This is a genomic window from Duganella sp. AC237 (genome assembly GCF_979254035.1).
This window is the reverse complement of the sequence record NZ_CEEDEW010000003.1, coordinates 6,274,712-6,298,413: the sequence shown is the minus strand read 5'-3', so window position 1 is coordinate 6,298,413 and position 23,702 is coordinate 6,274,712. Positions and strand designations below refer to the sequence as shown.

21 protein-coding genes are annotated in these 23,702 nt (G+C 63.5%); 11 read left to right on the top strand and 10 right to left on the bottom strand.

Annotated features, from left to right (window positions below; genetic code table 11):
• Positions 1-99: 99 nt before the first annotated feature.
• Complete coding sequence (locus AC0IYS_RS27870; protein WP_471708224.1) at positions 100-3,108, bottom strand: TonB-dependent receptor; 3,009 nt, start codon at positions 3,106-3,108, stop codon at positions 100-102.
• A 273-nt stretch (positions 3,109-3,381) separates the two neighbouring features.
• Here AC0IYS_RS27870 and AC0IYS_RS27865 point away from each other — a divergent pair, with 273 nt between their 5' ends.
• A complete protein-coding gene (locus AC0IYS_RS27865) occupies positions 3,382-4,392 on the top strand; it encodes a LacI family DNA-binding transcriptional regulator (protein ID WP_471708222.1) in 1,011 nt (336 codons plus the stop codon).
• Between the two features lie 168 nt (positions 4,393-4,560).
• Here AC0IYS_RS27865 and AC0IYS_RS27860 read toward each other — a convergent pair whose 3' ends face one another.
• From AC0IYS_RS27860 to AC0IYS_RS27850, 3 genes are read right to left on the bottom strand one after another with little or no spacing between them, the layout of a single operon-like run.
• Positions 4,561-4,989 (bottom strand): DUF2177 family protein, encoded by a 429-nt coding sequence (locus AC0IYS_RS27860; RefSeq protein WP_471708220.1) that lies wholly within the window; start codon positions 4,987-4,989, stop codon positions 4,561-4,563.
• Positions 4,990-5,016: 27 nt separating this feature from the next.
• A complete protein-coding gene (locus AC0IYS_RS27855) occupies positions 5,017-5,694 on the bottom strand; it encodes a type 1 glutamine amidotransferase domain-containing protein (protein WP_471708219.1) in 678 nt (225 codons plus the stop codon).
• A gap of 18 nt (positions 5,695-5,712) precedes the next feature.
• The gene (locus AC0IYS_RS27850) at positions 5,713-6,504 is read right to left on the bottom strand and encodes a metal-dependent hydrolase (RefSeq protein ID WP_471708948.1); all 792 of its coding nucleotides are present in this window, start codon (positions 6,502-6,504) and stop codon (positions 5,713-5,715) included.
• 160 nt (positions 6,505-6,664) lie between these two features.
• Here AC0IYS_RS27850 and AC0IYS_RS27845 point away from each other — a divergent pair, with 160 nt between their 5' ends.
• Positions 6,665-7,240 carry a histidine phosphatase family protein gene (locus AC0IYS_RS27845; protein ID WP_471708218.1) on the top strand — a complete coding sequence of 192 codons (576 nt, stop codon included), beginning with the start codon at positions 6,665-6,667 and terminating at the stop codon, positions 7,238-7,240.
• A 54-nt stretch (positions 7,241-7,294) separates the two neighbouring features.
• Here AC0IYS_RS27845 and AC0IYS_RS27840 read toward each other — a convergent pair whose 3' ends face one another.
• The 3 genes from AC0IYS_RS27840 to AC0IYS_RS27830 are packed head-to-tail and all read right to left on the bottom strand — an operon-like array spanning position 7,295 to position 9,096.
• Complete coding sequence (locus AC0IYS_RS27840; protein ID WP_471708217.1) at positions 7,295-7,717, bottom strand: tellurite resistance TerB family protein; 423 nt, start codon at positions 7,715-7,717, stop codon at positions 7,295-7,297.
• 30 nt (positions 7,718-7,747) lie between these two features.
• On the bottom strand, positions 7,748-8,704 hold the full coding sequence (locus tag AC0IYS_RS27835) for a TerC family protein (RefSeq protein ID WP_471708215.1): 957 nt from the start codon (positions 8,702-8,704) through the stop codon (positions 7,748-7,750).
• A gap of 26 nt (positions 8,705-8,730) precedes the next feature.
• Positions 8,731-9,096 carry an HPF/RaiA family ribosome-associated protein gene (locus tag AC0IYS_RS27830; protein WP_471708214.1) on the bottom strand — a complete coding sequence of 122 codons (366 nt, stop codon included), beginning with the start codon at positions 9,094-9,096 and terminating at the stop codon, positions 8,731-8,733.
• 116 nt (positions 9,097-9,212) lie between these two features.
• Between AC0IYS_RS27830 and nhaR the strand changes: the two genes are divergently transcribed.
• Positions 9,213-10,112 (top strand): transcriptional activator NhaR, encoded by a 900-nt coding sequence (gene nhaR / locus AC0IYS_RS27825; protein WP_471708212.1) that lies wholly within the window; start codon positions 9,213-9,215, stop codon positions 10,110-10,112.
• A gap of 71 nt (positions 10,113-10,183) precedes the next feature.
• Here nhaR and AC0IYS_RS27820 read toward each other — a convergent pair whose 3' ends face one another.
• The 3 genes from AC0IYS_RS27820 to AC0IYS_RS27810 all read right to left on the bottom strand — a co-directional run bounded on the left by AC0IYS_RS27820 (position 10,184) and on the right by AC0IYS_RS27810 (position 12,079).
• Positions 10,184-10,639 (bottom strand): fasciclin domain-containing protein, encoded by a 456-nt coding sequence (locus AC0IYS_RS27820; protein WP_090326724.1) that lies wholly within the window; start codon positions 10,637-10,639, stop codon positions 10,184-10,186.
• 138 nt (positions 10,640-10,777) lie between these two features.
• On the bottom strand, positions 10,778-11,248 hold the full coding sequence (locus AC0IYS_RS27815; protein WP_471708210.1) for a nuclear transport factor 2 family protein: 471 nt from the start codon (positions 11,246-11,248) through the stop codon (positions 10,778-10,780).
• A 363-nt stretch (positions 11,249-11,611) separates the two neighbouring features.
• A complete protein-coding gene (locus AC0IYS_RS27810; protein ID WP_471708209.1) occupies positions 11,612-12,079 on the bottom strand; it encodes a hypothetical protein in 468 nt (155 codons plus the stop codon).
• Positions 12,080-12,454: 375 nt separating this feature from the next.
• Between AC0IYS_RS27810 and AC0IYS_RS27805 the strand changes: the two genes are divergently transcribed.
• The 8 genes from AC0IYS_RS27805 to AC0IYS_RS27770 all read left to right on the top strand — a co-directional run bounded on the left by AC0IYS_RS27805 (position 12,455) and on the right by AC0IYS_RS27770 (position 23,697).
• The gene (locus AC0IYS_RS27805) at positions 12,455-13,120 is read left to right on the top strand and encodes a response regulator (RefSeq protein ID WP_471708207.1); all 666 of its coding nucleotides are present in this window, start codon (positions 12,455-12,457) and stop codon (positions 13,118-13,120) included.
• On the top strand, positions 13,110-14,477 hold the full coding sequence (locus tag AC0IYS_RS27800) for an ATP-binding protein (RefSeq protein WP_471708206.1): 1,368 nt from the start codon (positions 13,110-13,112) through the stop codon (positions 14,475-14,477). Before AC0IYS_RS27805 ends, AC0IYS_RS27800 begins: the two co-directional genes overlap by 11 nt.
• 113 nt (positions 14,478-14,590) lie before the next feature.
• Complete coding sequence (locus AC0IYS_RS27795) at positions 14,591-14,995, top strand: YgiW/YdeI family stress tolerance OB fold protein (protein ID WP_471708205.1); 405 nt, start codon at positions 14,591-14,593, stop codon at positions 14,993-14,995.
• Positions 14,996-15,101: 106 nt separating this feature from the next.
• Entirely contained in the window at positions 15,102-15,794 is a 693-nt protein-coding gene (locus AC0IYS_RS27790; protein ID WP_471708204.1) for a DNA-binding protein, read from the top strand.
• Between the two features lie 351 nt (positions 15,795-16,145).
• The gene (locus tag AC0IYS_RS27785; protein WP_471708203.1) at positions 16,146-19,025 is read left to right on the top strand and encodes a TonB-dependent receptor; all 2,880 of its coding nucleotides are present in this window, start codon (positions 16,146-16,148) and stop codon (positions 19,023-19,025) included.
• A gap of 175 nt (positions 19,026-19,200) precedes the next feature.
• Positions 19,201-20,745: a carboxylesterase/lipase family protein gene (locus AC0IYS_RS27780; protein ID WP_471708202.1), complete on the top strand. Its 1,545-nt coding sequence runs from the start codon at positions 19,201-19,203 to the stop codon at positions 20,743-20,745.
• Between the two features lie 118 nt (positions 20,746-20,863).
• Positions 20,864-21,814, top strand: a complete 951-nt coding sequence (locus AC0IYS_RS27775; RefSeq protein ID WP_471708201.1) for an AraC family transcriptional regulator — start codon at positions 20,864-20,866, stop codon at positions 21,812-21,814.
• Between the two features lie 155 nt (positions 21,815-21,969).
• The gene (locus AC0IYS_RS27770; protein WP_471708200.1) at positions 21,970-23,697 is read left to right on the top strand and encodes a methyl-accepting chemotaxis protein; all 1,728 of its coding nucleotides are present in this window, start codon (positions 21,970-21,972) and stop codon (positions 23,695-23,697) included.
• The last annotated feature ends 5 nt before the right edge of the window (positions 23,698-23,702 follow it).

Sequence of the window (23,702 nt, the reverse complement as noted above, 5' to 3'; positions counted from 1 at the left end):
CATTGGCCATTCGATGTCCCAGATTATTGCGGAAAGTATAACCGACAAGGCCGCTGTCGGGCAGCGGCCTTGTCCTTCGGGGGTTGTAATTACACTACATCAGAACTTGTAGCGCGCCCCCAGCATGTAGCGCGGCCCGGCCTGGGTGACCGATTCCACCGCCTGTTTGGTGCGCCCGTGCACCCGCTGGATCGAGTTGCCGGCGTTGATCACCTCGAATTGCAGGCTGATGTTTTTGTTGTAGTTCCAGCCAACGCTCAGGTCGATCTGGCCGTAGGCCTCGGTGTATTGCGGGTTCGGGCCGTAGGCGTCGAAGGTCGACGACAGGAACTCGCCGCGCCAGTTGTAGGCCAGGCGCGCGGTCCACTTGTCGTTTTCGAAGATGCCGACGACGTTGGACGAGTTGCTCAGCCCCACCAGCGCGAACTGCTCGCCCAGCCTGGCGTTGTCGTACTTCAGGCCCGAGTTCACATACGTGTAATTGGTCGAGATGCCGAAGCCGCTGCTGCCGAACATGTGCTGCAGGTTCACCTCGATGCCGTCCAGGCTGGCCTTCTTCTGGTTGGCGAAGGAGTTGATCTTGAAGTTCGCGATCGGATCGCTCGGCTGGCCGACGATGGTGCCGGTGGCGTTGCCTGTGCCGGCGTCGTCCGGTCCGCGCGTCACGCCCGGGGCGGTCGGGTGGTTGCGGAAGATGTAGTTGCGGATGCAGGTGGTGTCGGCCGTGGCGCAACCGTTGGCAAGCGCCTCGTTCCACAGGGCGCCGCCGACCGGCGTGTGCAGGTTGAACGGTGTGGCGTTGAAGGTCGACTGGCCGGCGTAGTTGGTCAGGTCCTTGCGGAAGTAGCCCAGCGAGAAGAAGTTCTGCTGGCCGTAATACCACTCGTAGGACAGGTCCAGGTTCTTCGACTTGACCGGTTTCAGGGCTGGATTGCCCTGGTTGCCGCTGCCGCCATCGACCCGCGCCAGCGAGTTGAGGGTGGTGCCGCCCTGGATCTGGTCGTAGCGCGGCCGGCCGATGCTTTGGCCGTAGCTCAGGCGCAGCTTCTGGGTCGGCGTCAGTTCGATGTCGGAATCCAGGCTCGGCAGGATGTTGTGGTACTTGCCGGTCAGTGTGGTGAAGGTCGGCGCGCCGAAGGCGACCGGCAACTCGTTCTGCGACACCCAGCTGATGCTGGTGGCGGCCGGCACCAGCGCGGTCGAGACGACGTCGGTCTTCTCGTAGCGCACGCCGAGCGCGGTGCGGATCGGCAACGCCGTGTCCCAATCCGTGTTGAACTGGATGTAGGCCGACTTCGATTTTTCCTCGACGCGTGAGTCGTTGTCGAAGGTGGTCTTCGGCAGGTACAGCGCCGGCAGGCCGGAGGCGCTGGCCGCCAGTTTGCGCACTTGGTCGAAGTTGAAGGTGTAGAACTGGTTGAACAGCGCCGGGTTGTCGCTGCCGTCGATCTTGTCGAAGTACTGGCGGATGGTGTCCTTGTGCCAGACGTTGCTTGGATAGTCGGCCGCCTTGGTGGCGCCGCCCCAGGTGTCGCGCTGGTTGTTGGAGAAGGCCGAGCGGTTGTCGACCTTGGTGCTGCCGGCGCCGAATTTCAGTTCGGACGCTTCGAACACTTTCAACGCGCCCTTGACCTGCGCCTGCTCGACTTCGCCGCGCATGTACGAATTGGTGAAGTTCGAACCGGTCACTTGCTGGCCGGCCTTGGTGAAGTCCACGCCGTCCATGCTCAGCACCGGGAAGTCCTGGCTGAAGTTGGCCGTGGTGGTGCCACGGCTGAAGCTGGCCGTGCCGAGCGTGTTGCTCGAGCCGAACGGGCTGTCGGCGCCGGAGGTGGCCGTCGAGCGGTGCGCGTCCAGTTCAAGGCGCAGGTCGTTGGTCGGCTTCCAGACGGCGTTGAAGCCGAGCGACTTGTTTTGCGTTTTGGTGGCGAAGTCGGCGCCGCCCATGGCCACGTCCGAGGTGCCGATGGTCGGATCGTTGGCGTTGCGCGGGATGATTTCGGTGTAGCTCAGCGGGCTCGATACCGGACCCTTGGTCCACGAACTGGCCGACGGGCCGAAGTTGAACCAGGCGCTGATGTCGTTGCGCTTGGTCTGTATCTTGTTTTCCGAGTAGGTGTAGTCCAGGGTCGTGACCAGTTCCTTGACCGGCTTGAACTGCAGGGTCAACTGGCCGTTGGTACGCTGGCGCTTGACGCCGTTGAAGTTGTAGTTCAGGTTCTGCGGCACCATGTAGACGTCGTTGGGGCCGGGACGGTTGGTGATGTTTTCCGAACCGGCGGCGCCCGGTTGCGGGATAGAACCCCAGCTGTTCTCGTCGCCGCGCACCGGGCCGTGCCAGCCGCTGGAGACGGCGGCGCTGTTGTAGCCCAGGTTGCGTTCCTGGTAGCTGCCGGTGAGGGCGATGCCGAACTTGCCGTCGGCGAAGGTGTTGCTGTAGATGCCGGACAGTTCGGGCGTGGTCGAGTTGCTGGCCTTGACGTCGGCCGGCAGGTTGTCGTTCGAGGTGTCGTAGACGCCCTTGACGCCGAAGCTGGCGTGCAGGCCGGGCCGGTCGAACGGACGCGCCGTCATCACGTTGACGGTGGCGCCGATGCCGCCGGTCGGGGTGTCGGCGCGGCTGGTTTTATACACTTGCAGCTGCGAGATCGCTTCCGACGCCAGGTTGGCGAAGTCGAAGGCGCGCCCGTTGAGGTCGCCAAGGTTGGAGGTCGGCATCTGGCGCCCGTTGAGCAGCACCATGTTGAAGTCGGGGCCGACGCCGCGCACGGTGATCTTCGAACCCTCGCCGATCGAGCGGTCGATCGACACGCCGGAGATGCGCTGCAGCGACTCGGCCAGGTTGGTGTCGGGGAACTTGCCGATGTCCTCGGCGACGATGCCGTCGACCACGCCGTCGGAATTGCGCTTCAGGTTCATCGACGAGATCAGCGCCTGGCGCAGGCCCGTCACCACCACGCTTTGCACCACCGGCGCCTCGCCGGCCATGTCGACCGGCGCCGCTTGCACCGCCGCCGGGGTTTGCGCCAGCGCCGGCAGGGCGGTGGCCACGAATGCGCCGGCCACGGCCAGGGTGATCAGTTTTTGTCGTGTGTTTGGATAATGCATGTTGTCTCCTCTGTTTTTATAAACCGCTCGCGCGCCGCCCTGCTGTTCCACATCGCCAACCTTCGCCATTATGCCAAACAGCTTGGAAAGGTTTCCATTCGATGCTGGCAAATATAGCATCGTTCGTTTTTTAAAGTCAATTTGGTATCGCGGGTAAACGCCGGAGGTTTTCGTTGACAGGGCAAATCAAGGCGTGCACCATATGGGAACGTTTCCAAAATGAGACACTCGGGATGACCATCCACCTATTTTTCAAGCAAAATTGACGCGCACGTGGCCACCATCAAAGACGTAGCCCGCCTCGCCGGCGTGGGATTGGGAACCGCTTCGCGGGTGGTCAGCGGCAAGGGTTCGGTATCGCCGGCGACGGTGGCCAAGGTGCGGGCGGCGATCGAGGCGCTCGACTTCCGGCCGTCGCACGCGGCGCGCTCGCTGCTGTCGGGCAGCAGCCGCATGATCGGCGTCTACATCCCCGTGCTCAGCGGGACGTTTTACACGCCGATCCTGCAGATCATCGACACCGAGCTGCGCACGGCCGGCCTGCACATGGTGGTGGCGTTCGGCGTCGGGCTGGGCGGGGCGCGCCAGCAGGCGATCGAGGGCATCGAGTTTCTCATCGAGCGGGGCTGCGACGGCCTGATCCTGATGACCAACGTGTTGCTGGAGGAGGACATCGCCGCCTTGGGCGCCAAGCAGCACCAGGTGGTGGTGCTCAATCATCACTTCGACAGCATTGCCGGGCAGTGCTTCACGGTCGACCATCAGCTGGGGGGCCGACTGGCGGCGCGCACCCTGCTCGAGCATGGGCACCGGCGCATCGCCGTGGTCTCGGGTCCCTCGAGCTTGCCGGATAACGTGGTGCGTATCGACGCTTTCATGTACGAGCTGGCGGCCCATGGCATCGATACCGGCAAGGTGTGGCTGGTCGAGCGCGACTTTTCGCCGGCCGGCGGCTGGTCGGCGGCCAAGGAGCTGGTGGAGTCGGGCTACGCATGCACGGCGATGTTTTGCGCCAATGACGAGATGGCGGTCGGGGCGCTGTCGTATTTCCAGGAGGCGGGGATACATGTGCCGAGCGAGTTGTCGGTGATCGGGTATGACGATACGCCGAGCGCGGAGTTCTCGGCGCCGCGCCTGACGACGGTGCACATGCCGTGGCGCGAAATGACGCAGAACGGGCTTAACGCGTTGTTGAACGGTTGCTATGATCTGGCGCGGCCGGTGACCCACCAGTATCCGGTGACGATGACGTTGCGGGCGTCATTGGCAAAGGCGGGCGGCTAAGCGCGGACGCTCAACGGTATCTATTTCTGAAGATACGTAGGGCGGATTAGGCGGCACTCCGTAATCCGCCATCTTTGAGCCGCCGACGGCGCGTGCATGGCGGATTACGCTACGCTAATCCGCCCTACGTTTCTCCACGAGGAAGCTGCCGACCGCAAGCTGCTCCGATCAGCCGAAACGGTTGGCGGCCGCGTAGCCGGCAACGCCGGCAGCGGCCGACAACAGGCCACCCCAGACGATGTCGATCAACGTCAGCCCCAGCGGCCAGGCTTTCAGGACCGAGTAATTGGTCAGGTCGTAGGTGCCGTAGGCGACCAGCCCGAGCAGGCCACCGAATATGGCGGCGGTTCGCCAGCTGTGGGCGCGCAGGGCCGGCGCCACCGCGAAGACCACCACGCCGACGGCGAACAGCAGGTAGAAGGCGGCGGCCGACGCCAGTCTGGGCTGCGCCAGCAGCAGGTCGCCGAGCGCGGCCTTGTAGGCCGGCCCCATGTAGAACGTCAGCCACAGCGCGTCGATCGCAAGCAATGCCAGCAGCGCGGCGCCGTAGCCGAACGCCCATTGCTGCGCGCTGAGGGAAGTGACGGTGTTGTCCATGGGGCGGTCCTTTATCTATTTCAACAGTTACTTCAGCAGTTTCAGCAGTTCTTCGGCGGCGACTTCGGACGACGCCGGATTCTGTCCGGTGACCAGCAAGCCGTCCGTGACCGCGTACGGCTGCCAGTCGCCCAGCTTGGAATACATGCCGCCGCGTTCGCGCAGCATGTCCTCGACCAGGAACGGCACCACCTTGGTCAGGCCGACCGCCTCTTCCTCGGTGTTGGTGAAGCCCGTCACCTTCTTGCTGTTGACCAGCGGCTTGCCGTCCGGGCCGTTCACGTGGCGCAGCACGCCCGGGGCGTGGCAGACGGCCGCGACCGGCTTGCCGGCGGCGATCATCGCTTCGATCAGCGCGATCGAGTCGCGGTCTTCGGCCAGGTCCCACAGCGGACCGTGGCCGCCCGGATAGAAGACGGCGTCGAAATCGTTGGCCGACACGTCGGACAATTTTCCGGTATTGGCCAGCGCCGCCTGAGCCTCCGGATCGGCCTTGAAGCGCGCGGTGGCTTCGGTTTGGGCGTCGGCTTCGTCGCTCTTCGGATCGAGCGGCGGCTGGCCGCCCTTTGGGGACACCAGGGTCAGCTTGGCGCCCGCCTCCTTGAGCTTGTAGTACGGCGCGGCGAATTCCTCCAGCCAGAAGCCGGTTTTCTTGCCGGTGTCGCCCAGTTGGTCGTGCGAAGTCAGTACCATAAGAATGTTCATGTGTTTCCTTTGTAGGGATTAAAAGTCCAGCTTGTCGCCGGGATTGATGGCCATGACCTTGATCTTGCTGTGGCCCAGCGCCGCGCTGTATTCGGCCGGCGTGCCTTTCAGCTGCGGCGTGGTGCCGTAGTGCATCGGGATGACGTAGCGCGGATGCAGCCATTCGCGTGTCGCCATCGCCGCGTCCTTCGGGCTCATGACGAAGTGGCCGCCGATCGGCATCAGCGCCAGGTCCGGCTTGTAGTAGTCGCCGATGAATTTCATGTCGCCGAACAGGCCGGTGTCGCCCATGTGATAAATCTTGAAGCCGTTTTCCAGCTCGATGATGTAGCCGACCGGTTCGCCGCCGACGTGCACTTCGTCCTTGCCGGTGGCCGGATTCTTCCAGCCCAGCTCCGAGCTGTGCTCGGCGTGCACGGCGGTGATCTTGATGTCGGGGCCGAGCGGCGTGACGGTGCCGCTCTTGCCGAAGCGTACCGCTTGCGTGGCCGGCAGGATCTCCAGCGCCGCCACCGATTGCATCAGTCCGGCCGGGCCGTAGACGGGCACGTTGTTCAACTTGGCCAGCGCCGGGGCGTCGGCGAAGTGGTCGTTGTGGCCGTGCGTGACGAGGATCAGGTCGACCTTGCCCAGGGCTTCCAGGTTTTTATAGGCCGGCGGCGTTTTGGGATTGGAGGTCAGCCACGGATCGACGACGATGACCTTGCCGCCCGGCGTGGTGATCTTGAAGGCCGCTTGCCCCAGCCATTGCACTTCTGTCTTGTTGCCCTTGCTGTCCTGGGCCGAGGCGGCGAAGGCGGTGGTGAGCATCAAGGTTGCCGCGACGGCGCGCAAGGTCTTCGATGTGCCTGACATGGGAGGGCTCCTCAAGTGGATTGGATGAACATTCAGCATACGCCACATGCGAAGAGCGCGTCACACGGTCGAGCTGTGCCTCATACTGTCCAAATCGGCTAATTCAGGAGGTGTCATGCTGCGTCGTTCATTTATGGGAATGCTGGCGCTGCTGGGCGCAAGCCCCGCCGGTGCTGGCGAGACGGATAGCGCGGCCCTTTGGCGCCGCCTGCGCGAAGGCGGGTACGTGGTGCTGATGCGGCACGCGGCGACGGTGCCGGGCGTTGGCGATCCGGAAAACTTTAAGCTCGGAGCGTGCGCTACCCAACGTAATTTGTCCGATCGCGGGCGGGAGGATGCGCGCCGCATCGGCGCGGCCTTCCGCGAGCGGCAGGTGCCGGTGTCGCAGGTGCTGTCGAGCCGGTGGTGCCGCTGCATCGATACGGCGCAGCTGGCGTTCGGACGCGTGCAATCGGAGCCGATGGTCGATTCGATGTTCAACGACGATGACGCCGCGCGCCAGACCAAGGTGCGCGCGCTGCGGAGCTATCTGTCCACGCAAAAAGAGGCGGGCAACCTGGTGCTGGTGACGCACGACATCAACATCCGCGTGCTGGTCGGCGAGAGCCTGGCGCAGGGCGAGATGGTGGTCGCGCTGGCGCAGCCGGGCGGCGCGCTCAAGTCGGTCGGCGTGCTGCCGCTCCCAAAATGAGAAAAGCCGCCACTGCTTTTCGGCGGTGGCGGCTCCCTGGTTCGTCAGTTCAGCTTAGCGGAGCGTCAGCTGCCTGACTTCCTCCTTGACGAAGTGCGACTCCGCCGACCAGACGGCGCAGGCCCGGGACAGCAGCTTGGCCTCGGCGTCGGCCAGCACGCCGTCGGCGTCTGCGATGTTCCACATGGCGCGCAGCAGCTGGCGGCGCAACGCCGGGTCCTGGATCTCGCCGAGCAGGGCGTCGATGGTGGGCTCGTCCAGCACCACGTGCTCGTGCTTGACGGAGGTGGTCAGCATGTCCTTGCACAGGTCGTCGACCAGGTCGTGGAAGTTGTCGATATCGATGTCGATGTATTCCAGCAGCCGCGAACGTTGCAGCGCCTGCAGCTCGGACGGCGCCATGTTGCCGTCAACCACCATGCACAGGGCCACGAGTCGGCCAGCGGCGCTGGCGCTATCGGTGTCGTAATGTCTCATTGCGTTACTCCTTCAAATAGTCCAATTAACTTATTTCTTGCGCGTCGCATACAGGCTGGCGACGACGCTACCCGCGATCAGCAAAGCCACCACCGACAGCGAGATGTGGACCGGGATGTGTATCCACGGCAGCAACAGCATCTTCAAGCCGATGAAGCACAGCACCAGTGCGAGGCCATATTTGAGCAGGTGGAACCGGTCTGCGATATCGGCCAGCAGGAAGTACAGCGCCCGCAAACCAAGGATCGCGAACATGTTCGAGGTGAACACGATGAACGGGTCCGACGTGATGGCGAAAATAGCCGGGATCGAATCGACCGCGAACACCAGGTCGGTCACCTCGATCAGGATCAGCACCAGGAACAGCATGGTCACATAGCGCTTGCCATCTTTCTTCACGAAGAACTTCTCGCCGTGATCGCCTTCCGACACCGGCAGGTGGCGGCGGGCAAACTTCAGCACCGGGTTGTTCTTGACGTCCGGTTCGTCGTCGACGGCCCGGATCATCTGCACGCCGGTGTACAGCAGGAACGCGCCGAACAGGTACAGCACCCAGCTGAACTCCTTCACCACCCACGCGCCGGCCAAAATCATGACGGCACGCATGACGATCGCGCCCAGCACGCCGTAGATCAGCACGCGCCGCTGGTACTCGGCCTTGACCTGGAACGCCGTGAAGATCAGCAGGAAGACGAAGACGTTGTCGACCGACAGGGCTTTCTCGATCAGGTAGCCGGACAGGAACTCCAGCGATTTTTGTTCTGCGATTTCCGCGCCGACGGTGCCGTTCAAATACCACCACAGGCCGCCGTTAAACGCCAGCGCCAGGCTGAACCAGCCCAGCGACCATGCGCCCGCCTCGCGCAGCGTGACCTTGTGTGCCTTGTTGCCGCCGAAGACCCACAGGTCGACGGCCAGCATCAGCAACACAAAGGCCACGAAGCCCGCCCACATGGGGGCGGTGGCGATGTTCTCGATTCCAGTCATATAGCGCTCTCCGCTTGATTGTTACGTTATCGCCCGTCTTTGCCGTCGGCGTCCTCGTCCGCCGGCGCCAGGGTGGCCACTTTGTCGTGGGTGAATTCGCGGCTGCGCGACAATTGGCGCGCCAGCGCGCGGTCGGCGCGTTCGGCGGCGCGGTCGATCGCCGCGTACATGTCTTCCTCGGTGTCCTCGATGACGACGGTCTTGCCGTTGTCGAGGCTGATCTGAATCTTGCAGCGCTTGTCGCGGCCGCCACGCGGACCGTTGATGTCCGACAGCCACACGGCCAGGCGGCGGGTCAGTGCCCAGCCCAGCGACGTTTCCAGGCGGCGGTACACATAGGCGCGCAGGCTCTCGGTAAGGACCAGGCCGTTCGATTGGATTGCGATGTTCATGATCAGTTCCTTTCTTGGTGGATGACAAGACTCATGATAGGGCCGCTCAATCATTCGTACAATTCGAATATACTTGGTTAATTCATCGATTTAACCGATGTATTGAGGGATAGCCAATGGCCACTTTGAACTACAAACACCTGCGCTACTTCTGGATGGTGGCGCGCAGCGGCAGCATCGCCAAGGCCGCCGAGCAGCTGCATTTGACGCCGCAATCGATCTCCGGCCAGCTCACCGAATTCGCCGATACCCTGGGCGTCGAGCTGTTCCGGCGGGTCGGGCGGCGCCTGGAGCTGACCGAGACCGGCAACCGCGTGTTGCGCCACGCGGAGGACATCTTCAGCGCCGGCGACGCCTTGCTGGAAGTCGTTAAGGACCAGTCCGCTACACAAGCTACCACGTTCCGGGTCGGGGTTTCCGATTCGGTGTCGAAGGCGGTGGCCTGCCGGCTGGTGGCGCCGGCGCTGTCGCTGGCCGAGCCGACGCGGCTGATCTGCAGGGAAGGGCGGCTGGCCGCGTTGCTGGCAGACATGGCCGTGCACAAGCTCGACCTGATCATCACCGACCGCGCCATGCCCAGTCATCTGAGCGTGCGCGGCTATAACCACTTGCTGGGCGAAAGCGAGTTGGGCGTGTTCGGCGCGCCGGCCTTGGTGGCGACATTGAGCGGGGCGTTCCCGGAATGTCTGAATAACGTGCCGCTGCTGTTGCCGGGAGAGGATTTTGCCGTGCACGCCAGGCTGATGCAGTGGCTGCACACGCACGTGCCGCGTTTGCGCGTGATCGGCGAGTTCGACGACAGCGCCATGATCAAGGCGTTCGGGCAGTCGGGCGCCGGGCTGTTCTTCGCGCCGGCGGCGATCGCCGACACCATTTGCTCGCAATATGGCGTGGTGTTGGTGGGCACGATTCCTACGTTGCGCGAGCAGGTCTATGCGATCACGACCGAGCGGCGCATCAGCCATCCGGCCACGCAGGCGATCCAGCAGGCGGCGCTGGAGACCTTGTCCACGTAACGCGCAACGGAAAAGGGCTGGGTTCCGCATCCGCAAAACCCAGCCCGTCGCAATCGTTAAGACTTTAAAGCTTATTTAGGCATGACGACCGTGTCGATGACGTGGATCACGCCGTTGTCTGCGGCGATGTCGGTCTTGGTGACGTGGGCCTTGTCGACCATGACTTTGCCGTCTTTGGCGGTCACGGTCAGCGATTCACCTTGTACGGTCTTGACCTTGCCCGGCTTGACGTCGGCGGCCATCACTTTGCCCGGCACTACGTGGTAGGTCAGCACCTTGGTCAGCGCGGCTTTGTCCTTCAGCAGGGCGTCGAGCTTGGCCTTTGGAATCTTCGCGAAGGCCTCGTCGGTGGGCGCGAAGACGGTGAACGGGCCCGGACCTTTGAGGGTGTCGACCAGGCCGGCCGCTTGCACCGCCGTGACCAGTGTGTTGAACGAGCCGGCCGATTTCGCGGTATCGACGATGTCCGCCGCGTTTGCTGCGCCGAAAGCCATGGTGAAAGCTGCTGCCATCAAGAACTTCTTCATGTAGATCTCCTTTGAGTGAACCGTTTTTGCAACCGGCATGGACACAATATATAGCTGAATATCAATGTTGTCCGCTTGTTGTCGTACTGTGCGCGGAATTATGCGGTTCACTAGCGGTTCAATCTAGTATGCTTTTGGTCAGTGGGCGTAGCTCAGCACGCGCAGCAGTTTCCAGGTGCCTGCTTCTTTTTCCCAGACCATCGAGAAGCGGTAGACGCCGCAGCCTTCCTTCGCGCCGGGCGCCTCCGCTGAGCAGAAGCGGTGGCTGCCGATGTGCATCGCCCGGTGCGGGCCAGCGGGGAAAACCTCGGCCGTGTCGTTCATCGCCTCGCGGCGCAACGTGCCCGGTTCCTTGAATTTGTTTTCGAAGATGCGGATGTTGTCGGCGTAGCCCGTCAAGCCGGTGCGGTCGTGATAGAACTCCAGCCGGGGGCTGAAGCCTTGTTTCATGGCCGCGATATCGCGCTGGTCGATGGCGCCGAACAGGCGGGCGTCCGCCGCCAGGATCTCGGCGCGCAGGTCGGGCTGTTCGGCGGCCATAACGGGCGAGGCGAGAACGGTGGCAAGCAGCGAGGTAAGCACATAAGCGGTGACGGTCGGTAATTTCATCTGAGCTCCCTGGTTTGAATGATGAGGGCAGCGTACGCTGTTGCCGCCGCCTCGGCGACGCTGATCCGACGAATGGTCGATCTTGTGGGACCGGTGGTCGCTAGGCGGATCCGAACTTAAATCTTGAGAAGTGGAGCGAGGACAGCGCCTCCGAGTAGGCCGTTTTAACAAGGTATTCCGGGCCCTCGCCCGGGGGCCTCCCCGGGGGCCTTCGCGCACGCAGTCTAATTCGGTCGAAGTCGCACTCGTTCGGTCTAATCGCGTCCAAAAAAACTTGCGGGGTCCGCTTCATTAGACCGAAATCGTCTTTGCATTGAAAGCTCTGGACGCGATTAGACGACCGCCTTGTTGGAATGGACCGCATTAGACCGCCGCCACCATCGTTTTAGACCGCCTTTGTGCCACATCCTCGGAATGCCTTCTGTAATTTGCGGCACGGACCCAGTGGTCGTTGCCGGGAAAGCGCAGCCATACAAAGCGCCAGGCATTGCGTCCTTTTGCGTGTCGGTTGGCGAACATGGATGGAGTCAACCACATATCGTCTTCGGAAACGATCCGATCGCCCACTACTTTAGCGAATTCGACGACGTCGCAATGGCTGGTTCGTAGCGTCGTCCCTTCCGGCAAGAAGACATTTTTCCATTGAAAACCGCGTATCGCTTGCCCGTTCCGCAGGGCTAGTCGCGCAGTTTCAGTCGCCAGCCAGCGCTTCACAAGTTCAACCACAAAAGGACCGGGCTTGACGCCGGGACGGGTATCCATCAAAAAGAATTCTAGATTCAAGTAATCAATCACTGGGATGTATATCGCTTGCTTCGCTTCAAATTCCATGATTAGCCCCTTCGAAAATGGTCTAAAAATTAGAGCATGGAATAAAAATATCGTTCGTTTTAGATTTTTGTATCGACGGGCTAGATCAAATTAGATTCTCTTGCCGATTTCATGGCCTGTTTTAGACCCGGGCCACCGTAGTTCAGTCTCCATTAGACTCGGAGGGCTTCAATTAGACGGGATTAGACTCATTCCTAAAAGAGGTAACAACCTGTCGCCTTCGATTTGCCCGTCGCAGTGCTAACAACGGTTCCGTGCGGGGTCGTCTCGTATTGAGGAGAAACGACATGCTTTAAGATTCGTTTCATCTTGCCGGGCCAAACTCGACAGCGTTTTTCCGCCATACTGGCGGCAATTTCCTGCCCGAGTCCCCTTATGCGCATTCTGTTAGTCGAAGACGACACCTCCCTGGGCGAAACCATCCTCGCCTGGCTGCGGCTGGACCAGCACGCGGTCGATTGGGTCCAACGCGGCGATTCGGCCCAGACCGCGCTGATGACCCACCGCTACGATTGCGTGCTGCTCGACCGTGGCTTGCCCGGCCTGTCTGGCGACGCCTTGCTGGCCGAGCTGCGCGCCGCCGGCAACGCCGTGCCGGTCATCCTGATCACCGCCTTCAACGCGCTGGCTGACCGGGTCGAGGGGCTGGACCTTGGCGCCGACGATTACCTGGTCAAGCCGTTCGAGCTGGAGGAAATGTCGGCGCGCATCCGGGCGGCGGTGCGGCGCGGCGCCGATCAGGTGAGCAATGATCTGGTGCACGCCGGCATCGCGCTCAACCTCGACACCAAGCAGGCCAGCCTGGGCGGCCAGCCGGTGGCGCTGACCGCGCGCGAATACCATGTGCTGTACGCGCTGCTGCTGCGCAAGAACAGCATTGTCACCCGTGCCCAGATCGAGGAAACCCTCTACGGCTGGGGCGACGAGGTGGAAAGCAACGCCATCGAGGTGTACATCCACAACCTGCGCAAGAAACTGGGCGCCGACAGCATCGTCACCGTGCGCGGCCTCGGCTACCGGCTGAAAAACAATGACGACTAAACCGGCCGATGCGCACCGCACGCCGTGGTCGCTGCGGCGGCGCCTGCTGGCGGTGATCGTCGCGGCCAGCACCGTGCTGTGGCTGGCCAGCCTGGGCATCGTGACCGTCATCGCATGGCACGAGACCAACGAGGTGTTCGACGACGCGCTGGAGGAGTCCGGCTACATGATCATGGCCGCCACCACCGAGTGGAACGAGCGCGGCTTGCTGGCGTCGGCGCGGCCCGGTGGCGCCAACGGCCGCAAGGTCGACATGCAATACCAGATCGTCGTCGACGGCCGGGTCATCCAGCGCACCAGCGGGGCGCCGGCGCGGCCGTTTGTCACCGGCTTCGACGACAGCCACGGCTTTGCCGATCCCGAGGTCGACGAGCGCCGCTGGCGCGTGTTCCTGGTGCGCGACGACGCGCGCCGCTTCGAGGTGCAGGTCGGGCAGAAATACAAGAAGCGCTTCGATATCCTGGAGGAACTTGCCGAGTCGCTGTGGTTGCCGGTGCTGGGTTTCCTGGCGCTGCTGGCGCTGGTGTGCTGGGTCTTGACCGGGCGCGTGCTCAAGCCCTTGCACCGCACCGCGTCGGCCATCGCGGCCAAGACGCCCGACGATCTGGCGCTGGTGCCGAGCGCCGGTCAGCCGCGCGAGCTGTTGCCGATCGTGCTGGCGCTGAACGGCGTGCTGGGCCGCCTTGACGCGGCGCTGCAAGCCGAGCGCCGCTTCACCGCCGATGCCGCGCACGAGCTGCGCACGCCGCTGGCCGGGCTGCACATGCACGTGCAGTTGCTGCAGCGGCAGCATCCGGAGCTGGCCGCGTCGTTCCAGAAGCTGCGCCAGGATATCGCGCGCATGACCGGGCTGGTCGACAGCCTGCTGGCGCTGGCGCGACTCGATCCGCTGGCGCGCGAACAACTGGTGCGCCAGCCGGTGGCGTTGGCGCCGCTGTTCGAGCGCTTGCTCGACGAGCATGCGGGCGTGGCCGAACAGCGCGGCATCACCCTGGCCGCACGCTGCGAGCTGGATCAGGTGGACGCCAACCCGCAGATGCTGGAGATCATGCTGCGCAACCTGATCGACAATGCGCTGCGCTATTGCCCGGCCGGCAGCCGGGTCGAGATCGCGGCGGACCGCATCGCCGGCAGCGGCCGCATCGTCGTGCGCGACGACGGCCCCGGCGTCGACGATGCGAGCCGGCAGCGGCTGACGGAGCGGTTCTTCCGCGTGCTGGGGCAGGGGCGGGGCGGCAGCGGACTGGGTTTGTCGATCGTCAAACGCATCGCCGATTTGCACGGGATCGATATCGTCTTCGGCACAGGCCTCGACGGCCGGGGCTTGGGTGTCACGCTGAAGCTGCCGTCCCGCTAAGGTGGGCCGGTGTGTTCTTTAAGATACGGTTAATGTCCAATCGGTGTAATGCGTCTGTGCCTGCAGCGAACAGCAGGTCCCGATAACGACTTACCACCACAAAGGACAACACCATGAAACGCATACTCCAACTCTCCTTCGTCACCGCTTTGCTGGCCGGTTCGGCCGTTGCCGTCGCGCAGTCGGGCGGCTACACCGGACCGTCTTCCAACGCCGCGCCGGCCGGCTACTCCGGGCCGTCGACCGTGCAGCTGATGACCGCCAAGGATCTGCTGGCCAAGGGCAAGGACGACCAGTACGCCAAGCTCAAGGGCAAGCTGGTCAACCACAAGGGCGGCGAGGAATACGAGTTCGCCGACCAGAGCGGCAAGATGACGGTCGAGATCGACGCCAAGCGCTTCCCGGACGGCGCCAAGATCGACCAGAACACCCTGGTGGAGCTGACCGGTGAATTCGACAAGGAAACGTTCGGCGAATCGACCCTGGACGTCAAGCAAATCAAGGTGGTGACCAACTAAGCAACGGTGTATGCGGCGCGCACGTTCTCCGGAATACTCTTGCCGCCGCGTAACAACATCTGTATCTTGTGGGGATCGTATTTGTTAAATTTCCCTGGAGCCCGCAATGTCACGTCAAGAAGTCACAGCCGAACAGGTCGCCTCCGCGGCCGATGGGATACAGCGCGACGGCCAGCGGGTGACAATCGAGGCGGTCAGCGCGGCGCTGGACGGGGCCTCCGTCAACGCCGTGCACAAGCATCTGACGGCGTGGCGCGCCCGCAACGCCAAGCCGGCCGAGGCGCCCAAGCTCGATATCCCGGAGCCGATCGCCATCGCGCTGGGCAAGTGGGCGCAGCAGCTGGCCGAGGAGGCCGGCGTCGGCGCGCGCGACGCGCTGGCCCAGTCCGAGGAGGATATGGAAGTCCTGCTCAAGTCCGGCGAGCAGTTCGAGGCCGAGCGCGAGGAGCTGCTGGCCCAGATCGCCAACCTGACGGCGGCGCGCGACGAGGCGCTGGCCACGCTGGTCGAGCGCGGCGAGGAGATCGACCAGTTGCAGGCCGAGCTGCGCAACGCGCGCCACATCGCCACCGACGCGCTGGTGGGCAAGGCGAAGGACCAGTTGGCCATCGAGGGCAAGGACAGCCAGCTGGCCGACCTGCGCGCGCAGATCGAGCGCAACGTGGCGGCCGCCGCCGCGTTGTCCGACGCCCGGCTCAAAGCCGAGATGGAGCTGGTCGGCGCGGTCACGGCGCGCGACAGTTACGCCGCCGAGATCAAGGAGTTGCGGGCGCGGCTGGCGTCGCGCAAGACCGACTAGCGGCGGGCGGGCCCGGCGTGGCGTGTCATTGGCGCAACGCTTTGACGCGGCGCCCGTGGTTTTTTTGTTGTCCGCAGGCGCTTGGCGAGCTCTTCGCAAGGATAGCCTTGCCCGTCCATGCGGCTTGCATCGATTACGTCGCTTTTCAAGCCGCCACGCCCCGCGCGGCCCCGTTCGGCCTCTCCACGCCGTGGATCAATATTGTGACTTTTGCGCGGCCGTCATAACGGTTTCGATATCACAACCCGGAAAAATTTGATTGGTTTGCTGGTTGTCCCGTCCCTAAGATAGTTTCGCAGCACAAGAATTCGTGCACGCACACTAAAAAACTATAACTACGGAGAGACAGACATGAGCGTACCTGCCACCGGGAGCCGCGCGGTATCCCCACACCACCTGAAAATCAAGCTGTCGGTCGCGGTCCTGGCCGGCGCCGGCATCCTGACCAGCGCCTCGGTCTGGGCACAAGCGGCCGCCGAACAGGCTGCGCCGATCGACACCGTTGTCGTGACCGGCGTCAAGGCATCGCTGATCAAGAGCCTGGCGATCAAGCGCACCAACGACCAGGTCGTGGAATCGATCGTTGCCGAAGACATCGGCAAGCTGCCTGATAACAACGTCGTCGAAGCGCTGCAGCGCGTGACGGGGATCCAGGTCACCAACCGCTCGGGCGGCGAAGTCGGCACCTTGTCCATCCGTGGCCTGCCCGACGTCCAAACCACCTGGAACGGCCGCACTATTTTTACCGCGTCCGGCACGCAGGTCGCGCTGCAGGACATTCCCTCGAACCTGGTGCGCCAGATCGACGTCTACAAGACGCGCGACGCCAGCCAGTTGGAGATCGGCATCGCCGGCCAGGTTGACGTCAAGTCGCTGCGGCCGTTCGATTTCAAGGGGCCGAAAGTGTCGCTTTTGGCGCGTGAGACCTATCTCGATCCCGCGAAAAAATACAACCCCCAGGTCAGCGCCTTGTTCAGCAACCGCTGGGAAACCGGCATCGGCGAAGTCGGCGCCCTGGTCAATCTATCGGCCAGCCGGACCAAGTACCGTAATGAAAGCGTGACGCCGGGCGCGATGGTGCCGTTTACCAGCCCCAACGCCGCCGAAGTCCCCGCCGGTTACACGCCCTTGCAGCGCATCACCGACACCAGCATCTGGACGCCGGGCACCCGTACCGGCTTGCCGACGGCAGCCGGTTCAACGCTCGATTTCAACGGCAAAGCCTTTCCTTACTACCTGGCGCGCGACGCCGTTTTCCAGAGCGACCTGCAGGGCAAGCGCGAGCGTCCGGCCGCCAATCTCGCCTTGCAGTGGAAGCCGAACAGCAGTTCGGTCTACACCTTCGAATCGATGTACAGCGGTTATCGCGACAAGGCCTTCAACCAGTTGCTGTTCAGCTTTGTCGACTGGTGGGGCGATCTCGGCAGCAACCCTGCGGGGACGATTACGACGTTCCCGGGAACGAACATCATCAAGAGCCGCAATGTCAATAACGTCTACGGCTTCAACAGCGGCGACTACACCACCTCGGCGACCGATTCCCGCGTGTATGCCCTGAACGGCAAGTGGGATATCGGCGACAGGCTGAGGCTGGACGGCGATCTGTCCTACCAATCGAGCAGCTTCCACTCGGAATTCACCGCCACCCGGATCGATCGCGTCGCACCCTCCATCAACGTCGACTTCAATGCCGGCGGCGGCAACACGGCGTTCGGTTTCAACAACAACAATGCCGACCTGACCGACCCGACCAAGTGGAATGTCGCGCAGTTCTACGATACCGCCAACCGCAACAAGGGCAGCGCGGCGACGGCCAATCTGTCGGGCGTCTACGATGCCGACTGGGGCCCGCTGCAGACGATCCACTTCGGCGCCCGCCTCGACGAGCGCAAGGCGTCGGAGGCCAACCGCAACCAGTCGGGCACCTTGAACCGCAACCTTGCCTCGCTGGGTCCGGAGTATTCCTCCACCAACTCGAACTTCGGCACGGACATCTCGAACGTTCCGCGCGCATGGGTCGAGCCCAACGCCTACTACATCCGCGACCATATCGACGACTGGCGCAAGATGTTCAGCTCGACCGACGCGAACTTCCTGACAACGGACCAACTAAGGCTGCAAAAGACCTTCCAGGTCGATGAAAAGACCAGCAACCTGTTCCTGATGGGGAATACCCAAAACGAGCTGTTTGGCAATCGCCTGCGCGGCAATTTCGGTATGCGCTACGTCAAGGTCGATACCGACATGACCTTCTACAAGGTCGACGCCACCACCAAGGCGGTCACGCCGTCCAGTGCCAGCAAGTCGACCAGCAAATTCCTGCCCAGCGCGACCTTGATTTACGATGCAGCCAAGGACGTCGTGCTGCGCGCCAACTACGGTCAAACCCTGCGCCGCCCGAACTTCGGTAGTTTGAATCCTGTCCTGCAACTCGGCGACGACGTCACCCGGGTGGGTTATGGCAATGGCAGCGGCGGCAATCCGGACCTGGAACCGACGCGCTCGAAGAACCTGGATCTGACGGCCGAGTGGTATTTCCAGAAGGACAGCGCGCTCTACGGTACTGCGTTCAAGCGCAAGATCGAAGGCCTGGTGGTCGACTTGCGCCGCAGGGTGCACGTCGATCCGGCCAACGACCCGTTCCGCAACTCGACTTCGGGCGGCGACCATACGAATGGCTATGACTACGTCATCAATTCGCCGGTCAACGCTTCCGACGGCACGATCAGTGGCGTCGAGCTCGGGCTGGTCTACTTCCCGAAATGGCTGCCTAGCGTGCTGGACGGCCTGGGGTTCCAGGGCAGCTTTACGAAACTGACGTCGTCGCAGAACGTGCCCGAAGTCAATGATGCCGGCGACATCGTCGCCCAGCTCAAGACACCGTTCTTCGGCGTGTCCAACAGGTCCTACAATGCCACGTTGGCTTACGAAAAGGGCCCGGTCAGCGCGCGCTTGTCGTATGTGTGGCGCTCCGCCTTCCTGTCCACCAACGAAGCCGCCCAGTTTGCCAATCCGCTCGGTATCTGGCGTCGTCCGGAAAAGAGTGTGGACATGCAAGTGTCGTACAAGATCAACGACAACATGTCGGTCGATATCAGCGGTGTCAACCTGACCAACGAAATGCAGCAGCAGTATTACCACTTCGGCAGTGCGGGTAATCCGCAGACGACCAGTTTCGGTACGCTGCAGATCGGACGTTCGGTCGCGGTTGGCCTGCGCTGGAAGATGTAACGATGTAGTAGTCGCCGCAAGGGGGCGATTTCATTTGCGCGTCGCGGACTTCGGTCCCCGGCGCGTTTTTTTGCGGCAAGCCGCTGGTGAATTTCGAAAACGGTGCTGCGCAAATTCACACTATTGCCAAGCAATAAAGCGAGTAGCATTCCGACCATTATCGGAGAATATAATAATGAGACTTTTACGTGCGGCCACCCTGGTCGCGTTGCACCTCGGGGGCCTGGCGGCCGGCACGGCTGTTGCGGCCGATCACGCCGGGCCGACCGCCACCGTCAACGTTACCGGAGGCCAGATCGCCGGCACCCGCGCCGGCGCGATGCGCACTTACCTGGGCGTGCCATTTGCCGCGCCGCCGGTCGGCGCGCTGCGCTGGCGGTCGCCGCAGGCGGTGGTGCCGTGGAAGGGCGTCAAGCAGGCCGACCGCTTTGCCGCCGCGTGCGCGCAGACCGCCGTGTGGGTGACCCACCCGAAAAGCGAGGACTGCCTGTACCTCAACGTCTGGGCGCCGGAGAAGGCCGACAAGCTGCCGGTGATCGTGTGGATCTACGGCGGCGGCTACTACGGCGGTACCGCCGCGCAAGCCGGCTTCGACGGCGCCAACCTGGCCCGGCACGGCGCCATCGTCGTGACGCTGAACTACCGCCTCGGCATCTTCGGCTTCTTCTCTCACCCGGAACTGTCGGCCGAGTCGCCGGCGCGCGCCTCCGGCAACCAGGGCTTGCAAGACCAGATCGCGGCGCTGCGCTGGGTCAAAAGCAATATCGCCGCCTTCGGTGGCGATCCGAACCGCGTGATGATCGCCGGCGAGTCGGCCGGCGGTACGTCGGTTGGCGTGCTGATCGGCTCGCCACTGGCCAAAGGCTTGTTCCACAGCGCCGTCGCCGAAAGCGGCTACGCCTTGCCGCTCAACGCGGACGACCAGGCCCGCTTGGACCGCCGCGGCGCAGAAGCCGAAGGACTGGCCTTCGCAAAGGGCCTCGGCGCGACCAACCTGGCACGGCTGCGGACGATGGGCGTCGCCCAATTGCAGAAGCCGGCCTGGTCGGCGCGGGCGATTGTCGACGGCTACGTGTTGCGCGAAGATTTGATCACCAGCTACCGCCAGCGCCGCCACAACGACGTCCCGCTGCTGGTCGGCTGGAATGCGGAGGAGGGCAAGGACCTGGCGCCTGAGATCCTGGACACCGCCGAGTTCACTGCCGCCAGGCACCGCGAGCTGGTCACGACCTTGCTCGGCTACGCACCGTCGGCAACATTGCTGGCCCGTTATCGCGGGGCCACCGACGCACAGGCGAAAGCGTCGATCGATCAGCTGACCAACGACTGGTGGGCATGGGGCATCCTGTCCTGGGCCGATTTGCACGCGCGACATGCCCGTTCCAAATCGTATGCCTACTATTTTGCGCACCAGCCGGCCGAGCCGTCGACGCCGTGCGGTTATGGCTGCGGCGCCGGGCATGGGGCCGAGATCCCGTACGTGTTCGACAATCTCGACAAGGATGGTCGTAGGTGGACGGCGTCGGACCGCGAGCTGGCCGGGCGGCTGGCCCGGACCTGGGTCAATTTCGCCGCCACCGGCAGCCCGGAGGGCAAAGATTTGCCGGCCTGGCCCGCCTACGATGGCACCAACGCGTCGGTGATGCGGATCGGTAACGAGGCTGAACTCAAACGCCATCCGCTGCCCGACTTCTCGGTGTTTCCCCCGATGGAAAAATAGCCGATGCGCTAGCTCGATCCTGTCCAACTCTTGCCCAATCCTGTCGCCGTGAAGTAATGTGCTGGTGAAATCCACGCGCGAACGGCTAGACTGGCAGGGTGAGATTTCGGGAGCGCCTGTGAAAGCATCAGAGTTGAAAGACCGGCCGGCCAGCGAGCACACTTTGCCCGTGCGACAGCGCATCTTGGCCGATTGCGAGCGCCTGGACTGGTGCTCTTCAGTGTTGGAGACCGGCATTCCTGGCCTGACCCTGTATCGCCTGACCGAACCGTCGGCGCCGTTTTCGAGCATCTATGAACCCAGCGTGTCCTTGATCATTCGTGGCCGCAAGCGGGTGGTGGTCGGCGCGGCGGTCCTGGACTATGACGAATCGAACTTCCTGCTGACGGCGATCGATCTGCCGACGACGGTGCAGATTCTCGACGCCAGCGACGCCGAGCCCTACTACGCGGCCTTGCTGCGGCTGGACCTGGAATGCCTGCGCCGCATCATCGTGCAGCACGATGTGCGCGCCGACGAGCCCCAGCGCGGGGAGATGGCCATCGCGGTAGGGACGGCCACCAGCGGGCTGTTCGACGCGCTGGCGCGCCTGATCGGGCTGATGGACACGCCGCGCGATATCCCCTTTCTCGCCATGCATATCCACGAGGAGATCCTGTACCGGCTGCTGAGCGGGGAGCAGGGCGCCTATCTGCGGCGCATCGCGCTGTCGGGCACGCAGACCAACCGGGTGGCGGCGACGATTGCCTGGCTCAAGGAAAATTACATGGCGCCGCTGCGCGTCGAGCAACTGGCCGAGATCGCGCGCATGGGCGTGTCGACGTTGCACCACCACTTCCGCGCCATGACCGCGATGAGCCCGCTCCAGTATCAAAAACACTTGCGCCTGCATCATGCGCGCGAGTTGATGCTCAGCGAGGCGGCCGATGCGGCCACCGCCGCCTTCCGCGTCGGCTATGAAAGCCCCACCCAGTTCAGCCGCGAATACCGCCGCATGTTCGGCGCGCCGCCGATGCGGCACATCAAGGCCATCCAGCAATTCAACGTGCAGCCCGGAACGGCGCGGTGATTGTTGTATTTTCGAACCATAACGGTGCGAAAGTTTACAAAATCACGGCGCCTTTAACGTTTAGCCATCGGAAATGCACCAAATTGGACATAGTATCTTGCTGTACCGAAATACAAATCTTCGCCGACCACGTCCATAATTCCGCAAGGTGACTCATGAAAATCTCGAATCTCAACATCGGCAAGCGGCTCGCGCTGGCCTTCGGCGCCATCTGTTTGATGCTGGCGGTGGTGACCGTCTTCGGGTTGAAGGTGCTCAGCCAGGTCAACGACACCACCGATCTGATCGCCAACGACCGGATGCCCAAGATCGAAACGGCCAACGCGCTCGATCAAAACATCAGCAATATCGCCATTTCCCTGCGCAACATGATGCTCACCGACGTGGCGGCCGACCGCCAGGGCCAGGCCGAGCGCATCGCGACGCTGCGCCAGGAGTCGCAGAAAAACCTCGACAAGCTGGACCGCACGCTGCGCCTGCCGCAGGCGCGCACGGTGCTGGCCACGATGGTCGAATCGAACGCCAAGTACGTCAAGGGCCAGGACGATTTGCTCAAACTGATTGCCGATAACAAACACGAGGAGTCGCGCGCGTATCTGTCGGACCAGCTCAGGCCGGTTCTGGGCGCCTACAAGAAAGCGATTGCCGACCAGATCGCGGTGCAATCGCAATCGGCCAGGCAGGTGGCGACCGACGCCCAGGCGGCCTATGTGAGCACGCGCAACATCATGATCGCCCTGGGCGTCGGGATCCTGGCACTGGCCGGCTGGCTCGGCTATGTGATCACCGTCTCGATCACGCGCCCGGTGGCGCAGGCGCTGCACGTGGCCAACACCGTTGCCGCCGGTGACCTCACCAGCCGTATCGAGGTCGACCGTCGCGACGAGCTGGGCCAGTTGCTGCAGGCGCTCAAGGCCATGAACGACAGCCTGGTCGAGACCGTCAGCACGGTGCGCAGCGGTACGGAAACCATCGCCTCGGCCTCGGCCCAGGTCGCCGCCGGCAGCCAGGACCTGTCGTCGCGCACCGAGCAGCAGGCCAGCTCGCTGGAGGAGACGGCATCGTCGATGGAAGAGTTGACCTCGACCGTCAAGCAAAACGCCGACAACGCGCGCCAGGCCAACGCCCTGGCCGAGGCGGCATCGACGGTGGCCCGCCGCGGCGGCGACGTCATCGGCCAGGTGGTCGACACCATGGGCGAGATCGACAATTCGTCGAGCAAGATCTCCGACATCATCGGCGTCATCGACGGCATCGCCTTCCAGACCAACATCCTGGCGCTGAACGCCGCCGTCGAGGCCGCCCGTGCCGGCGAGCAGGGGCGCGGCTTTGCCGTGGTCGCCACCGAGGTGCGCAACCTGGCGCAGCGCTCGGCGGGCGCGGCCAAGGAGATCAAGGCGCTGATCGACGATTCGAGCCTGAAGGTCAGCGCCGGCAGCGCGCTGGTGCGCCAGGCCGGCGGCACCATGACCGAACTGGTCGAGAGCGTGCGGCGCGTCACCGACATCATGGCCGAGATCACATCGGCCAGCGCCGAGCAGACCTCCGGCATCGAGCAGATCAACCAGGCGATCGTGCAGATGGACGACGTGACGCAGCAAAACGCCGCGCTGGTGGAGGAGGCGGCCGCCGCGTCGGAGGCGATGCAGGAGCAGGCGGCGCGGCTGGCCGACGTGGTCAGCGTGTTCAAGCTGGCGGCGAGCGCGGCGGGACCGGCGGTTCCGGCCCTCGCGCGCCCGGCCAAGGCGCCCGCCGTCCGGGCCGCGCCGGCGCGCCGAGTCGCTGCGGCGGCGCCGCGTACGCCCGCACGCATCGGCGCGCCGGCCAGGAAGATTCCCGCAGCCTCCACGGCCGGCAAGAACGACGAGTGGGAAGAGTTTTAAAGCAG